This is a genomic window from Siminovitchia fortis (assembly GCF_003605365.2).
Taxonomy (GTDB): Bacteria; Bacillota; Bacilli; order Bacillales; family Bacillaceae_C; genus Siminovitchia; species Siminovitchia fortis.
Genome location: NZ_QYTU02000008.1, coordinates 51,588 through 67,636 on the forward strand (window position 1 = coordinate 51,588; position 16,049 = coordinate 67,636).

Annotated in this window: 11 protein-coding genes and 2 tRNA genes; 8 read left to right on the forward strand and 5 right to left on the reverse strand. The window is 43.7% G+C overall.

What is annotated here, in order from left to right:
• Positions 1-100 precede the first annotated feature (100 nt).
• Positions 101-1,243 (forward strand): HAD family hydrolase, encoded by a 1,143-nt coding sequence (locus D4N35_RS05720; protein WP_120071318.1) that lies wholly within the window; start codon positions 101-103, stop codon positions 1,241-1,243.
• A 58-nt stretch (positions 1,244-1,301) separates the two neighbouring features.
• On the opposite strand, the gene serA is transcribed toward D4N35_RS05720, so the two are convergent.
• Entirely contained in the window at positions 1,302-2,915 is a 1,614-nt protein-coding gene (gene serA / locus D4N35_RS05725) for a phosphoglycerate dehydrogenase (protein WP_120071320.1), read from the reverse strand.
• Positions 2,908-4,065, reverse strand: coding sequence for a pyridoxal-phosphate-dependent aminotransferase family protein (locus tag D4N35_RS05730; RefSeq protein WP_120071323.1), 1,158 nt, complete (start codon positions 4,063-4,065; stop codon positions 2,908-2,910). The genes serA and D4N35_RS05730 overlap by 8 nt, the downstream gene beginning before the upstream one ends.
• 472 nt (positions 4,066-4,537) lie before the next feature.
• Here D4N35_RS05730 and D4N35_RS05735 point away from each other — a divergent pair, with 472 nt between their 5' ends.
• Together D4N35_RS05735 and mgsA are read left to right on the forward strand one after the other, a co-directional pair.
• Positions 4,538-7,276, forward strand: coding sequence for a GTP-binding protein (locus tag D4N35_RS05735; RefSeq protein ID WP_120071325.1), 2,739 nt, complete (start codon positions 4,538-4,540; stop codon positions 7,274-7,276).
• Between the two features lie 16 nt (positions 7,277-7,292).
• The gene (mgsA, locus tag D4N35_RS05740; RefSeq protein ID WP_120071328.1) at positions 7,293-7,700 is read left to right on the forward strand and encodes a methylglyoxal synthase; all 408 of its coding nucleotides are present in this window, start codon (positions 7,293-7,295) and stop codon (positions 7,698-7,700) included.
• Between the two features lie 609 nt (positions 7,701-8,309).
• Here the strand turns inward: mgsA and D4N35_RS05745 are convergent.
• Positions 8,310-9,221, reverse strand: a complete 912-nt coding sequence (locus D4N35_RS05745) for a nuclease-related domain-containing protein (protein WP_120071330.1) — start codon at positions 9,219-9,221, stop codon at positions 8,310-8,312.
• Between the two features lie 251 nt (positions 9,222-9,472).
• Here D4N35_RS05745 and D4N35_RS05750 point away from each other — a divergent pair, with 251 nt between their 5' ends.
• From D4N35_RS05750 to D4N35_RS05770, 5 genes are all read left to right on the forward strand, one after another.
• Complete coding sequence (locus D4N35_RS05750) at positions 9,473-11,200, forward strand: AAA family ATPase (protein ID WP_120071332.1); 1,728 nt, start codon at positions 9,473-9,475, stop codon at positions 11,198-11,200.
• Positions 11,201-11,846: 646 nt separating this feature from the next.
• Positions 11,847-12,812 carry a LolA-like protein gene (locus D4N35_RS05755; RefSeq protein WP_120071334.1) on the forward strand — a complete coding sequence of 322 codons (966 nt, stop codon included), beginning with the start codon at positions 11,847-11,849 and terminating at the stop codon, positions 12,810-12,812.
• Positions 12,812-13,486 carry a response regulator transcription factor gene (locus D4N35_RS05760; protein WP_120071336.1) on the forward strand — a complete coding sequence of 225 codons (675 nt, stop codon included), beginning with the start codon at positions 12,812-12,814 and terminating at the stop codon, positions 13,484-13,486. Before D4N35_RS05755 ends, D4N35_RS05760 begins: the two co-directional genes overlap by 1 nt.
• Entirely contained in the window at positions 13,483-14,886 is a 1,404-nt protein-coding gene (locus D4N35_RS05765; RefSeq protein ID WP_120071338.1) for a sensor histidine kinase, read from the forward strand. The genes D4N35_RS05760 and D4N35_RS05765 overlap by 4 nt, the downstream gene beginning before the upstream one ends.
• Before the next feature lie 84 nt (positions 14,887-14,970).
• Entirely contained in the window at positions 14,971-15,720 is a 750-nt protein-coding gene (locus tag D4N35_RS05770; RefSeq protein WP_120071340.1) for a FixH family protein, read from the forward strand.
• Between the two features lie 54 nt (positions 15,721-15,774).
• On the opposite strand, the gene D4N35_RS05775 is transcribed toward D4N35_RS05770, so the two are convergent.
• Positions 15,775-15,864: transfer RNA gene (locus D4N35_RS05775), tRNA-Ser, on the reverse strand.
• A gap of 39 nt (positions 15,865-15,903) precedes the next feature.
• Positions 15,904-15,976, reverse strand: a tRNA-Thr gene (locus D4N35_RS05780).
• Positions 15,977-16,049: the final 73 nt, after the last annotated feature.

Here is a 16,049-nt window from a genome sequence, read left to right on the forward strand (position 1 = left end):
AGCAAGCAAAAATAGTTTAAAAATTCATGGTATGAGAAGAAATAACCCGCTTCCTATGTTACACTAAAGTAAAAAAGCAGCCAGGAAAAGGAGATAACGCATGGTAAAGACTGTTTTGTTTGATGTGGATGGTGTGTTATTAAGCGAAGAGCGCTATTTTGATATGTCGGCGCTTGCTGTATGGGAAGTACTGGTCAGCCCCAAATATTTGGGACTCGATCCCGAACAATTTAAAACAGACCTGACTGATACAGAAATTGAAAAAATACGGAGCGAAATTTTTGTTGATGATCGTGTATTGAAATTTTTAAAAGCAGGCGGGCTGAATGCCAACTGGGATATGATCTATTTGACCGCCGGTTATCAGCTCCTCCATTTATTGGAACAGGTAAAGGATGAACTTAAAGAGAGCACCACAAAGTGGCTGACGAACGAAATTGACCGGAAGGTTTTAATGGAAATAGGCGAAGCCTTGGGTGGAAGAAAATTGACTTTTGACTTTCCAAAGTTTCTTGATGATTTTCAAAGCGCCATGCCGACGCCGCAAGGGCTGATGGATCATCTGGACTATCTGTCAAAAGAAAAGCTCGGTGTCGAAACGAGGATGTTCGGGAAGGCGGATCAGCTTTGGTCGACATGTGAGCTTGTTTCCCAAGAGTGGTATGTAGGGGATGAACATGTGCTTGAATCAACTGGAAGGCCATCAGTCCAAACCGGAAAAGCCGGTTTCATGTCCGATGAAAAAGTGCTGGCGGATAAAGAAAAGATTGCCGGGCTTTTTGACGCATTGACAAACAGCGGTGTCAGGGTCGGAATTGGAACGGGACGCCCGGAACTTGAAACGATCGAACCATTCAAAGCCTTAGGTTGGATTCAACATTTCGATACAAATTATATTGTTACAGCGGATGACGTGTTAAGGGCGGAACGTGCATACCCTGAGGGACCTTCCCTTTCAAAGCCTCACCCGTTCACCTATATAAAGGCATTGTCAGGCAAGACAAAGACAGACGAAGAATGTTTAGCAGAAAAACTGCCTGTCGAAAATGGCAATGAGACGCTTATCGTGGGTGACTCCCTGGCAGATCTATTGGCCGCAAGGGAGATGGGCTGCTTGTTCGCAGCGGTCCTAACCGGACTATCCGGCCAGGATGCACGCGCTGAATTTGAAGAGCACCATGCAGACTATATTTTAGACGGAGTCCTTGATGTGAAGGATCTCGTTCTTTCCTTGGTAAAATAGCATTAAAAAGAGATCCTGCACTTTAATTGAGCAGGATCTCTTGTTGTGAAAAGTTTATTTATGCATTATATACTGGTACATTACCGTTTGGAAGCTCCAGGAACTGAACAGCTCTTAAACCGTCCATTTTCACCAATTCTTGGGCAACGTCATCGCCGACTTGTTTATCAAGTGTAAGAACCATGATGGCCTCCCCGCCGGCTTCGGCTCTTCCCACCTGCATTGTTCCGATGTTGATCTGATGGTTTCCGAGGATGGAGCCGACTTGTCCGATCATTCCCGGTACATCATTGTGTTCGATATACAGCATATAGCGTTCAGGACGGACATCCACTCTGTACTCATTCATTTTCACGATGCGTGCACCGTAACCGTTGAGAATGGTCCCCCCGACAATTGCTTTGTCATTTTCATTATACAAAGTAAGTTCCATATAGCTTGCGAACCCTTTGCTTGCCGGGCTTTTGGTGACGTTGAATGATACGCCCTGGTCATTCAGGAGATGAAGGGCATTGACCATATTGACAGAGTCGCTCAAATGATATGACAAAATACCTTTGATCATCGTTCTTGTCAATAGGTCGTTATCTTCTTTTGCAAGTTCGCCAAAGTAGTTGATTTCGATTTTATCAGGGGCATGCTTCAATAATTGAATGGCAAGTATTCCGATTTGCTCGCCCAGATCGATAAAAGGCTGAAGCTTCTTCTGTTTCTCGCCGGAAACTTGCGGCATATTGATCGCATGGCGAATGGATTCAGTTTCAAAAATATCGATGATTTCTTCACTGACTTCTTGGGCAACTTTTTCCTGGGCTTCTACTGTTGATGCTCCCAAATGCGGTGTGACAATGGCATTTGGGTGGCTGAGAAGTTCTTGGTTGGATGCAGGCTCAGTTTCGAATACATCGATGGCTGCACCTGCAACCTGGCCGGAATTTAATCCGCGTACCAAAGCAGCCTCGTCAATGATGCCGCCGCGTGCACAGTTGATGATCCGGACGCCTTTTTTCGTTTTGGCCAGATAGTCGTCATTAATCAAGCCTTTTGTATCTTTTGTAAGCGGCGTATGGACTGTAATGAAGTCTGCGGCTTCCGCAATTTCATCCAATGTAGCTTTCGTGATTCCCATCATATTTGCGCGTTCTTCAGTCAAATAGGGATCGTAGCCCAGAATCGTCATGCCGAATTTTTTCGCTCTTTTTGCGACTTCAGCTCCAATTTTACCCATCCCAATGATACCAAGGGTTTTTTCGTACAATTCAACTCCCTTGAAAGCATTGCGGTCCCAATTTCCGGCAGATGTTGACATATGCGCATGAGGAATTCTGCGTGCCAAAGAAAGCATCATGGCCATTGTATGTTCTGCTGCGGCAATCGTATTCCCGCCAGGTGCGTTGATGACGAGGATCCCTTTTTTTGTTGCGGCATTGATATCGATATTATCTACACCAACTCCAGCACGGGCAACGACGCGGAGATGATCAGCGGAATTCAGAATATCTTCCGTCACCTGTGTCTGGCTTCTTACAATCAATGCATCGTAGTCTTTAATGATTTCCTTTATCTCTTCAGGGGACAACCCTGATTTTTTTTCCACGGTAAAATTCGGATGATCATATAGTGCCTTTAATCCGGAATCGCTGATTGAATCTGTTACTAACACTTTATACATGTTCAGCCCAAACCTCCTGTGCTCTCTTAGTCGCAAGGCCGAGTACGTCTCTGCCTTCGATTGCCTTGACGGTCATTTCAAGTGCGCTTAATACAGTCAGTACATCAAATGGTGTGCAGTATCCCATGTGGCCGATCCGGAAAATTTCTCCGGATAACTTTTGCTGTCCGCCGGCAAGTGAAATTCTGTATTGATCCAGCATCATTTTTTTCATCTCATTCGCTTTTCCATTCTCCGGTTTTACAGCTGTGACGGTAGGAGAAGCGACCTCATCAGATGTCAAAAGCGGGATATCCAATGCTTTGACCCCTTCGCGGGTCATTGTTTTTAAAAGCTCATGGCGTTTGATGACATTTTCCAATCCTTCTTCTTCAATCATCCGGCAAACTTCCTGGGCCCCGTAAATAAGCGAGACCGCCGGGGTAAACGGTGTGGATTTTTTTTGGTCATAAGCATCAAAATAACGGTTCAAGTCAAAGAAAAAGCGGTTGGATTTGTTGTTTTTAATTACAGCTTTTGCATGGTCATTGACAGCTACGAAAGCGAGCCCTGGCGGAAGCATCAATGCTTTTTGTGATCCGGAAACCAAAATATCGATATTCCAGCCTGCCATATCAGCAGGAACGCCGCCGATACAGCTGACCCCATCGACGATGAACAGGGCATCAGATACACGCTTTGTCACTTCGCCGAGTTGTTTGATCGGATGAATTACAGCTGTGGAAGTTTCGCAGTAAGTGGCAAAAACTGCCTTGAAATTTTTATTGGCAGATTTGATAAAATCCTCAAGCTGTTCCGGCTGGCACGCCTTGCCCCACTCCACTTCGAGCCTATGAACATTGGCTCCGTGAGCTTCGCATATTTTGGCAAAACGATCGCCAAATGCTCCGCCGACGATGACGACAACATCATCGCCCGGTTCGATTGTATTTACTGCGGCTGCTTCCAAAGCTCCTGTTCCGCTTCCTGAGATGATGCAAACTGGATTGTCCGATCCGAAAACCGGCTGAAGCCTAGTAGATACATCTTCCAGCAATACAGGGAATGCCGCGCTGCGGTGGCCGATCATCGGCTTGCTCATCGCGATATTCACCCGGTCGGGAATCGGAGTAGGCCCTGGTGTAAACAGAAACTCTTTGTCTAAAAACACTGATTATTCATCCTTTCAAAATAAAATTAAATGAAAAACCCCTCATAACAGACATGGATGCCTTGTTATGAGGGACGTAATATCCGTGGTGCCACCCTCGTTCACTATTTTAAGAAATTCCATTTTTTAAAAATAGTCTCGAGAAGATAACGGCATATGGCCGGGCGCAAAACGCCAGTTCCGGAGTGCTGGGCTGTTTGAGGCAAAATCATCGGTTTCCACCAGCCACCGACTCTCTCAAGATTTCACTTCATGCCTTCTCCGTCATTACATATTGATGATTCAATTATAGGAAACATTTTAGCACAACAAAGTGTCAATAAAAAGGGGAAAAGTTAAGAAAATAAGTTAAAAATGTTAAAAGTGGCTGTCTCCGTCTGCAAAAAGTGTTGTTAATTAAAAGTGATTCGTACATAAAAATATAGTAATATGTATAAAAGCGATTATCTAAACAGACGGGCGGGTGAAGACAGTGAAAAATGAAGACTGCTTGGTAAAAAAAGCGTATTACGAGGAAAAGTTCTTGCAAGGGGACTTGGATGATCATCCCATTCGCCAGCTGGGAGAGCTTTATTTAGAAGAACAAAAAAAGGATATGGCCGACCTTTCCTATATTCGGTTTGCCCAAGGTGAAGTATATTTTCATAACTGTGATTACGAGGCAGCCATTTTCAAATGGGAAAACATACATAATGAGCTGGAGCCATGGGCAAAAAAGAATATTGCAGATGCGTACTTTGAGCTTGGCTTTCTACGTACAGCGGAGGATATTTACAAGGCGATTACAGCGGAATCTCTAATCCTCAATACAGAAGTGGCTTTGCAGTTGTTCACACTTTATTTGGAACAGGGTAAAAATGAAGAAGCTGACCAAATGATCAAAAACGCCGTTGCTATTCATCCAGATTACCAGAATGTGACGGAGCTGGCATGCGCCTTTTTTGAAGAACGCGGGGATTGGAACAGTGCAGTGGAGCTTGCCGTCAACGAAGCGGTGCGGACAAAATCACCTGAATGGTTTCAAAAGCTTCATTCTTTCATAGAGAATGGCCATACCCAACTCCATGGGGCATCCCATTTTGTGCCGATTCTATATTTGGCGCAAAAGGTGGATCCGGCCTTATTTGAAAAATTGATGGCTGCCCTTTGGAAAAGCCATGAACAACGTGAAGATTATCTGTTATGGATTACGGAAGCGACCATCATTTTACTTGATTCGGATTTGCATACGTATAAATGGAAGTCATTGCCTGAGCTTATGAATAACACCTTTATTCAATTGCTTTCGAGCAAATATTATTTGACAGACCTGACAGAGATCATGCCAAATCTTTTAACGGCATGGCTGAAAATTGCGGATTTCAAAACTGCTCCCTTGGCGGCAGCAGGTGTTTTGGCATGGAACGATGTTTTTCCTTCGCAAATGAATCAGAAGGTAGTCAGCTCAGCGGAAGAAAGCCTGGCGGAGTCGACTAACGAGGGAATGCTGATGGAAAAAATAGCGGGACTGGCCCACGCTATTCGAAACTGGGCAGATGAACAAGGCTTGAATCTTCATAAAAGATTTGAATGGAGCTTGCAGCAGCTTGAGGATTTAAATTCACGAAGGGTCATGATTGCAGGCAAGTCTGCGGGTGAGAAATCTTCATTTGTTCATTTAATGCTGAAGCAGCACAGCAGCAATATTGATGTCTCCCTTCCCGTTTTATTTAAGGACGGGGAAGAGACTGAATTTCAGCTCGTAACTGATGAAGGAACTTCAACCGTTACAACAAGCAAGGAGATCATCGAGGCGGAGAATCTTCATGACGCAATGCTTGTCTATTCAGGGCCGAATGCTTTTTTGCATGGCCGTGATGTTGCCGTTATCGACTACCCTGAAATGGATGGGCTGAATGAGAATAACCGCCATTTTCTGGAATATGTACGGATGAGCGACAGTCTATTATTTGTCCTGAATACGATTGAACCATTTTCTGCAGAGGAATGTGAGTTTTTATTGGAAGTAACGGAAAAAATTCCGCTTTGCCCTGTACATTTCGTGTTGAAAAAGAGTGGACTGCTGACCCCTGACAAGATTGACGACATCGGAAAAAGGATTAAAAACTATTTTCCGGATGCAGAATTGATCACCTTCTCTGCAGATGGGGACGATGAGAAGCAGCAGGAGGCATTTTCTCGTTTTATTGATCAGCAACTTCGCAAGGTGCGGAATGACAGGCTTCGTACCGGAAACATGTTGTTTTTTATCCGGGAAACAATCAAACATTTATTGCAGCAGCAAGTGAAAGTGGAGGAGGAACTGCACGGATCCATCCAATTCGAGGAGGATCTGCTCTCAAAGCTTCAGGGTGCCATCCATCAGCTTTATGATGTGGAAGAAGAAAAGACAAAAGTGATTCAGAATGCCTACCGGTCGCTTAAAGATGAAATCCGCTCGGATCTGTTAAAGACGATTCCAAAATTGATTAAGGAATCCGCGGATATTCTTCGTGAGGACAGTGATTTTGGCAATATCCATCATGTGCTCAATGATGAGATGAACAAAAGGATTGACGAGTATTTGCAATATACCGTCCATCCAACGTACATCAGCTCTTTGCAGGATTGGATCAGTTTTGCGGAAGGTGAGTTGAATGAAGCGCAGGAACTGCTGATTGGATGGAATGACAGTTTCAATGAGCTGATGGGAGAGGAGCAAATCCGCCTGGAATGTGATTTTCAGATTCTGGCAGATTGGCAGAGGGATGCCGACAGGATGACGGGAGCTATCCAAATTGATAAGGAAAATATTTTGCTGAAGAGAACCCCTTCACAGGTACTGTTGAAAAGTGCCGGGAAGATATTTGGTGTCATTCCGGCCAATAACTCAATGATGTATAATAGGTATAAAAGCTTCATCGAAAATGAAGACTACAGTGAAACAGCGGAATCGATTGCAAATAAGTTTTTCCGTCAATTTGAACTTCTTGAAAAAGCGATCCCTCGGGATATTTCCCTGTTTTTTAGGGAACCTTTTAAAGCTTTGAAAAAATCCGCTGCCTCTTATCAAGAGCAAGTTGATAAAAACAAAGCGGCGCTATCTAAAATGAAATCACATCCGGAAACTTTCCGGGATCCGGTAAAACTGTTTGATGTACGGCTGCGTCAACTGGAATGGCTTGAATTTCAGGAGAAAAGCAGCTGGCAGGCAGGCCTTCGAATTAAATGAAGAAAGAGGGAAAACTGTGAATCTAGCTTTGATTGCCCACGATAAGAAAAAAGATGACATAGTTCAATTCGCAATGGCCTACCGCCATATTCTGAAGAATCACAGGCTGTACGCAACCGGAACGACCGGTACCAGAATTCAGGAAGCGACCGGCTTGGACATACAGCGGTTTAAGTCCGGGCCGCTTGGGGGAGACCAGCAGATTGGTGCACTTGTCGCCCAAAATCAAATAGACATGATTATTTTTCTCCGGGATCCCCTGACTGCCCAGCCGCATGAACCGGATGTATCCGCGCTTATGAGGCTGAGCGATGTGTACGGGGTTCCGCTTGCTACCAATATGGGCACGGCCGAACTATTGATTCGGGGATTGGAACGCGGGGACCTTGAATGGAGATCCATCATTCACAGTGAATTGCATTGATTTACGATTTGCGCTTAAAAGAGGCATCCTTGTATGGGTGCCTTTTTATATTGGAATTAGCCGGAGCGGCAGATGATGGGATGCACATTGTGGAAATGATAAGGCATCCGTATGATTCCTTCCCGAATGAGGTTTCGCATTTCGAAAACGGTAACGAATCAGTGTGATACCTTCCCGAATGAAGGTTCACCTTTCGAAAAGGGTAACGAATCCGCGTGATACCTTCCCGAATGAGGTTTCGCATTTCGAAAAGGGTAACGAATCCGCGTGATACCTTCCCGAACGAGGTTTCGCATTTCGAAAAGGGTAACGAATCCGCGTGATACCTTCCCGAACGAGGGTTCACCTTTCGAAAAGGGTAACGAATCGGCGTGATACCTTCCCGAACGAGGGTTCGCATTTCGAAAAGGGTAACGAATCGGCGTGATACCTTCCCGAATCAAGGTCCACCTTTCGAAAACGGTAACGAATCAGAGTGATACCTTCCCGAATGAGGCCTCAATTCGGAAAAACAGTAACGAATCCGTACTCTTGTCCTCCGAATAGGCCTGTGCTTCATGCATATTAATTTTAACCCGACTATAAGGGTATAAATTGAAAGAGCAACTATTACCCATTTGAATCCACATAATACGTATTCTTACCCTGCCATTTCATTTTAAAATAGCTTCCAAGAATTCTCCTAATTGTTTTATCTGAACCGATTCCGCACCATTCTTGAATAATATTCGTTGTAATCTTTTTATCTGGAAAAAGTAGCTGGAATTGTTGGATACTTCTCCTTATCGAAGTGTCCACATTCTCTTCGCTTCCACAATGATCACATACCACCCGCCTGCCCATTAAAGAAGTCGTTAAGGAGTTGCACGACATACATACGATCCCTTTTTTCAATTGATCGTAGTGGTAATGGGGTAATCTGTGGTAGGAGCGATCATCTAAGTGGCTGCTTACTAACTTATCGGCAAGACTTATATGATTGTTATTCGGTTTTGGAGAATTCGCATTAAGTTGGTTCAAAAAGCGATTTAGTTGGGTTGGGAGTATAATGGGCAGATGGAGTGGGGCTTGGTACAAAGTGAACTCGGAATTAATAAAGATGACATTTCCTTTAATAGGAAAATTAAATCCGGATTTTTGAAGAAACTGCCGAAGTAAAGATTCGCAGCGGCTTAACTGAAGCAGGGGATTTTTGATTTCCTTACCTGACCCTGTATACCAGATGTCTGATTCTATGTAGAAGTCACCCTCAAAATTTTTTACCTCAAAAAGATGGATAGTCTTGTGTTTAAGCAATAGCGCATCGATTTGAAAGATATTATTATCACATTCGAGTAATAAATCGTGCATGATGATCAAATTTGATAAGTTCTCCAACAGTGATGCAAATTTACGTTCACCTTCGTGGCCTTTTTCCAGATAAATGTAATCATGTTTCTCTTTTGGTGATAATTCATAACGAGGAATTAAACAACGCATCATTTGTAACGGCAACGGTACATTATAAGGTTTAAGGATCATCTTCCACTACCTTTCTCTCTTAATATAAAATTGTTATTGTTCCCTCCATTGTATGTAGGTTATAATATTCATTCACTTCTGTCAATTTAAAATAGGGCCATTCTCCGTTGAAAGGTAGGATCAGCATACTTATCTCTTCCGCTTCCCTCTTTGCCGTTGTCACACAGCTGCCATAATATGACTTATAGCCTATTTAACTGTCAGGTGTTATACTATTTAATAGATTTATATCATTTAAGGGAGCTGGAACGGTGAAAACTAATTCCAAATTCACAACGAAGATTGTTCCTCTAGCCATCGGTCTCATTGTCATCGCAGCATGCATTGTGTGGGCGGTTCAAACAATGGATAAAGGAACCGTCATTCCATTTTCTGAGATGGAGTCCACAATCCAGGCTCAAAATGGCGAATTGGTTTCACTCAAGGAAACGTCCGATGGGACGTTATATCTCAAGACTCCAAATGGTAAGTTCATCTCCCACGTAAGGCCAAACAGCCAAATGGTTGAAAAACTTGTTGAAACTTACCATATTAGTTATAAATATTCGAACGGCAGCCAGGCAGGGAATTGGGTCGTCGGGGGCCTGATTGTTCTCATGGCTGGCGCAGCGTTCGTTTTGCATAAAAAAGGAAAAATAGGCGTTACAGCAATGAAGAACAGCACGTCAAAAGAAACGCCGCTTCCTTCCATCACTCTTGACGATGTCGGAGGATTGCCTGAAGAAATGAAAGAGGAAATCCTTCAGACGCTGGAAATTATCAAAGATCCCGACAGGTCAGCCAAGGTAGGCATTGAGGCCCCAAAAGGAATTTTATTGTACGGGCCGCCTGGAACAGGTAAAACATTGCTGGCACAGGCCATCGCCCGAGAAATCGGCGCTTCTTTCTTCTCGTCTTCAGGTTCCGCTTTTACCGAGCTTTTTGTCGGTGTCGGCGCTTCACGGGTACGCTCCTTATTCGAAAACGCCCGGAAACAAAAGCCGTCAGTTATTTTTATCGATGAAGTTGACGCTCTTGCCGGCAAGCGTAAAGCGCATGGCGGAGAAGAAACGGAAAAAACATTGACGGAACTGCTTGTACAGCTTGATGGCGGGCATGATAATGACGGGATTCTGTTCATTGCCGCCACCAACCGGAAAGACATGTTGGATGATGCTTTCCTGCGGCCAGGAAGAATCGACTTTACATTCAATGTTCCTTTGCCTGATACAAAAGGCAGAAGGGAAATCATCGATATTCATACAAAAGGTAAGAACCTCGCGCAGGATGTCGCGGCTTCCCTTGGCACACTGGCCGAAAGCACATCCGGTTTTTCCGGAGCGGAAATCAGCTCACTGTTTGAATCGGCAAGCAGAAGGGCCATCCGTGAAGGAAGAGAACAGATCAATAAGAAAGACCTTGATTATGCGATTGACCGGACGATTCTAGGCAGCACCTCCCGCGCCTTAAACGATCCGGAGACGAAGAGGCGTGTAGCCATCCATGAAGCTGGACATGCTCTCGTTCAGGCGGTCACCAAGCCGGGCACTGTAAGAAAAGCGACAATCATTCCGCGTGGCCAGGCACTTGGCTATGTGGCTCCTATCCAAAAGGAACTGCACCTTTCAACAGCAAGCGAACTCCTTGACCAGGTAAGCATGATTCTTGCCGGAGGCGTCGCTGAACGCCTTTACCTTGGCGAACACAGCATCGGCGTCAGCGGTGATGTCCAACAGGCAAAAAATCTTTTGGAGCAAATGGTCGATACGGGCATGCTTCAAGACGGTTTTACACTCACTTTCCAAAAGCAGGAGAAAGAAGCGAAAATGCAGGAACTGTTCAATAATGCTTTGGAAAAAACGGAGCTTATCATCAAAGCTCATCAAACGGAGTATGAAAACCTTGTCGAAGCGTTAATGCACCAGGAAACGCTCGACGGCACTGAAGTTCAGGAGATTGTAAACGGAACAGGAATTAATACGTATGCGAACAACGCTTAAAGATTCTTATAAACATGTTTATATGCAGCTTTATCCCCGTTTAAAATGGAGATAAAGCTGCATATTTTTTCAGCCAAGAACACAGCTCACTTACTGGATATTTTTGTGTAAATATGCCCAGAATTAAAAAGATATATCTTATTTTCTTTGGAGTTGCCGGCATGTTTATGCCAACTCCCCTTTCCTCAATCATTGGTTTTGGCCCAAAATAGATTTCTATTAAATCTTACAAATCTATTATAACAGTGAATGTTAAAGAGGTATCTACAAGGATGATTGAACTCTAATATTAAAAAATAAAAAATCCCGTATAGGGATTGGGATTTTTATCATAAGTAATTCATTTATTTTCATGGGAGTAAGACTCCCACCTCAAAACATTAGATGAACTGCCCGTAAAAGCCCGATTCGTTCAACTAACAATCAGTGGGGGATGAAGAAAACCCCACTGATTGAAATTTCACTTTATAAGAATCTTACCACCCCTGTCTATACAGTTCATAAAAAGTTAATCTGAGGACATGTTTCTTATATATCGAGCCTAGACTGACTGTCTTTGATTAAACATACTTATTTCATCAAAAGCACACAATTTTAGGTTATGCTTATGATAAGACCCACCATGTTTGAAAACGAAGGTGAGACGATGGGAAAACTCCGCTTGATTTTTATCTGCCTGGCATGTTTTTTCATTCTGTCAGGCTGCCAGGAAAAGAAACAGCAGCCGATTGATGAAAGGGAATCATTTGCGGCCACTTTGAATGTGGGAGATTTCAGTATAGATTTTTTAAATGCGGCCGGTGAGAAGTTTGCACGATGGGAATTGAAGAAGCCGTATACTGGCGCGACTCTCCTGCCTGATGGAGATACATTGATCCTATATGGTCCGGAAATTGAGGAGGTTAACTTTTACTCCCTTAAAAACGGGTCTTTAAAAAAGAGCTTTAAGTGCGGAAAGGGCATATCAAATGTTCTTTATCTGGAACCGGACGCTGAATTCGCTTTTGCTGACAAAATCCAGAACAAGGTCCGATTTTTTGATGAAAATGGTAAAGAAACAAACAGTGTAAAAACACCGGATTATCCGATGGCCATGGAGACGGATGGGAAGAAGCTTTATGTAGCTTCATTCAAAGGAGCCAAGCTTTCGGTCATCAACCTAAGGAGTCATGAAACCGAAAATGAGTTCAATATTCCCGCATCCACGGCAGGGATGCTGCTGAGGGAAAAGGAACTATGGATTGGCGGGCATGGAAAAGGGGATAAACCCCAATCGGCCATTTCAATTTACTCTTTAGAAACGGGTACGTTAAAAGAGGAACTTCCCGCCCCTTTGATGCCGGTTGATTTTTTTGAAAATGAAAAGGGAATATATGCATTAAGCCATGGAACAAATATGCTGTATCATTATAATGTCCATTATGAGCTGATGAACGAAGCCGAAATCGGGGCCAATCCTTTTGCGATTGATTCATTAGGCGGAAAGCTTGTAGTGGCAGGATTTGACAGTGAAAAAATGTATTGGATCAACCCGGATACACTTGATATTGAGGAGACTGCCGATGTCGGCAAAGGGCCATTCGTTATTTTTACGCGTGAGAAGGTGAAATGATGGTACACGTGTTGATCGTGGATGATGAAGAAGAAATGAGAGACCTGATCTCCATGTACTTGCAAAATTCGGGATATCGGACATCTGAAGCTGATGGATATGAACAGCTCCAAGATGAATTTTTAAAAGAAGAGCCGGACCTTGTATTGCTTGATATCATGCTTCCCGGCATGGACGGGTTTGAAATATGCGAAGAAATCCGTGAAAAGAGCAATATTCCCATCATTTTTTTATCAGCAAAGGGAGAGGAATGGGATAAGGTAAAGGGACTGAGGCTGGGAGCGGATGATTACATAGTCAAGCCGTTTTCCCCAGGTGAGCTTGTGGCAAGGATTGATGCTGTATTAAGAAGATCTGCATTCCATCAAAACAAGGCAGTCATGGAGCATGGCTGGTTTATGATGGATGAAGATCAGAGAAAGCTCATCGTGAAAGGCGATAAAATCCAATTGACCTTCAAAGAATTTGAACTCCTTAAAGTCATGATGAAACATCCCGGTAAGGTGTTCTCACGTGAGGATCTGCTTGAAAAAGTATGGGACATTGCCTACCAAGGCGGATTGCGTACCGTAGATACTCATATAAAAACACTTCGAATGAAGATAGGAGAGGAAGCGGGACGCTACATTCAAACAGTTTGGGGATGCGGCTATAAATTCGAGGTTCCGAAATGAAAATCGGCTTGTCCCGGAAAATGTCCATTGCCCTGGTGCTCGCTTTTACCGTATCAACTGTATATGCCACATTATTCTCTTACTTTTTATATGAGAGGTTGTATGTAAACAGCCTCAAAACGGAGATGCTTGAAACGGGGAGACGGCTTGCCAACTCTTATAATGGAGGGTCGGTATCCGGATCCTTTATAGATGATGTGAACTGGTTTGGGGAGAAATCCCAATTTGAAGTATTTGCTGTAAAAAACCCTCGGGAACTGAGCATGTGTCTTCCATTTGAAGTCGATTACCAAGCATTGATCAGCGGCGAGGATCGGGAAACGCTTTTAAAAGGCGAAACGGTTTATAAAAAGGGGCATGTGGAGCGATTGAACCGTGATGTTATTTCGGTCGTCATTCCCCTTTTGGATGGAAAAAGACTGGAAGGTGTCATTTACTTATATTATCCTTTGGCCAATTTGAGTGAAATGATCTTCCGTTATTCCATTTATTGGATTGGGGGCGCTGTTTTATTTCTGCTTATTGCCTTGACAGTGGGAAATAAGTGGTTAAAAAGGGCGATTTATCCATTGAAAGAGATGCAAACTGCGGCCAGGGATTTATCGGACGGCAATCTGTCTGTACGGGTGGCGGACTATCCTGATGATGAAATTGGCCGGCTTGCCCATACATTCAATGAAATGGCTGAATCCATCGAAAAGGAAGATGAGAAGAAAAAAGAATTCCTTGCGAATGTTTCGCACGAGCTTAGAACACCGCTAAGTTATATTAAAGGGTATACGGAAGCCATTCAGACGGGGTTGGCTCCGCCCGAAGACAAAGAAAAATTCAACCGGATCATTTTACGTGAAGCTAAAAGAATGGAGCGTCTTGTTGAAGACCTGTTGGATTTGGCAAAATTTGAGTCCAAGGAATTTTCTCTGAAAAAGCTGCCTGTTCCGCTTGCGCAAATCATTGAGGAATCGATAGAAAAAGTGAAACAGCGGGTCCTCCAAAAAGGGATTCATCTGGAGTTCCGGCTGAACTATGATCTGATTGCCGAAGTGGATGAAGAGCGCCTGGAGCAGATGCTTTTGAACTTGCTTGATAATGCGATCAGGCATACCGAAAAGGGCGGAACCATTACAGTTTCCTTGACATTGAAGGATCAAGCATTCGGTTTGATTACAATTGCAGATACCGGTCACGGGATACCTGCTGAAGATTTAAATAAAATCACGGAACGTTTCTACCGGGTGAATAAGGCGAGAACGAGGAAAGAAGGGGGGACGGGACTGGGTCTCCCTATCGTGGAAAGCTTAGCAAAATTGCATGGCGGAACATTCCATATTGAAAGCGAAATTGGAAAAGGTACAACTGCTTCCATCAGCCTTCCAATTATTTCTGCTTCTTTTCAATAATTGGATACGCTGATTTCACATGTTTCACACAATCCGGGTGTACAGTTGAAAATAGGAAATTTCTAGTTTTTGGAGGGGACATGAATGAAAAAAAGACTATGGCCACTTGTGATTGGGCTGTTCGTTCTTGCATTGGCTGCCTGCGGAAATACAGGAACTGAGGATTCGGAAGATGATATTCCAAAACCTCTTGATGTGGAATTGGAGGTGCAGGAGACAGCAGATATAGGTGAAACTGTACCTTTTAAAGCGACTGTCACGCAAGGTGACGAAAAAATAAAAGATGCTGACGAGGTCGAATTTGAAATATGGGAAGAAGGAAAAAAAGAAGACAGTGAAATGATCAAAGCGAAAAATAACAAAGACGGCACATACGAAGCTGAGAAGTCTTTTGATGCCAATGGCGTGTACATTGTGCAGGTACATGTGACAGCAAGAGGATTGCACAACATGCCGAAAAAATCAGTGACAGTTGGGGAAGGGGCTGCTGAAGAAGAGGACGGCCATCATCATGGGGACCATGGCCACCACCATCAAACTGAGGGTTTTAGCATGCACTTCATGGAACCAAGAAACGTAAAAGCGGGAAAGAAAGCCGAGCTTATGGCTCATCTTGAACTTAAGAACAAGCCTATGGAAGCTGCACGTGTCCGCTTTGAAATTTGGACTGATGGTTCCGATAAACACGAGTTTGTGGATGCGAAAGAGTCCAAACCTGGAGAATATACAGGACACTATGATTTTAAAAAGCCCGGAATGTACAAAATTCAGGTGCATGTCGAAAATGATGAAGGTTTGCATGAGCATGAAGAGCATGAAATAGAAGTGAAATAAAAAAAGGAACGTTCACACCAAGGGAGTGGGCGTTCCTTTTTCTTTGTTTTACCACGGAGAAGGTGGGATTCGAACCCACGCGGCGGTTGCCCGCCCTAATGCATTTCGAGTGCATCCCCTTCAGCCGGACTTGGGTACTTCTCCAAATGTGAAAACGACCTTTCGCATCATCGGCCGTTCGAATGCTGGTGACAGGACTTGAACCTGCGACCCCATCATTACGAGTGATGTGCACTACCATCTGTGCTACACCAGCGCAGAAAAATTATAAGAGAATAATAATATATATGGATTGTTTTTTCAAGAATTTGTTCTTGGATGGGGTTCCA

Coding starts and splice junctions, on each gene's coding strand:
- D4N35_RS05720 (WP_120071318.1), top strand. CDS start 101: ATGGTAAAGACTGTTTTGTTTGATGTGGATGGTGTGTTATTAAGCGAA.
- serA (WP_120071320.1), bottom strand. CDS start 2,915: ATGTATAAAGTGTTAGTAACAGATTCAATCAGCGATTCCGGATTAAAG.
- D4N35_RS05745 (WP_120071330.1), bottom strand. CDS start 9,221: ATGATCCTTAAACCTTATAATGTACCGTTGCCGTTACAAATGATGCGT.
- D4N35_RS05755 (WP_120071334.1), top strand. CDS start 11,847: ATGGGAAAACTCCGCTTGATTTTTATCTGCCTGGCATGTTTTTTCATT.
- D4N35_RS05760 (WP_120071336.1), top strand. CDS start 12,812: ATGGTACACGTGTTGATCGTGGATGATGAAGAAGAAATGAGAGACCTG.
- D4N35_RS05765 (WP_120071338.1), top strand. CDS start 13,483: ATGAAAATCGGCTTGTCCCGGAAAATGTCCATTGCCCTGGTGCTCGCT.
- D4N35_RS05770 (WP_120071340.1), top strand. CDS start 14,971: ATGAAAAAAAGACTATGGCCACTTGTGATTGGGCTGTTCGTTCTTGCA.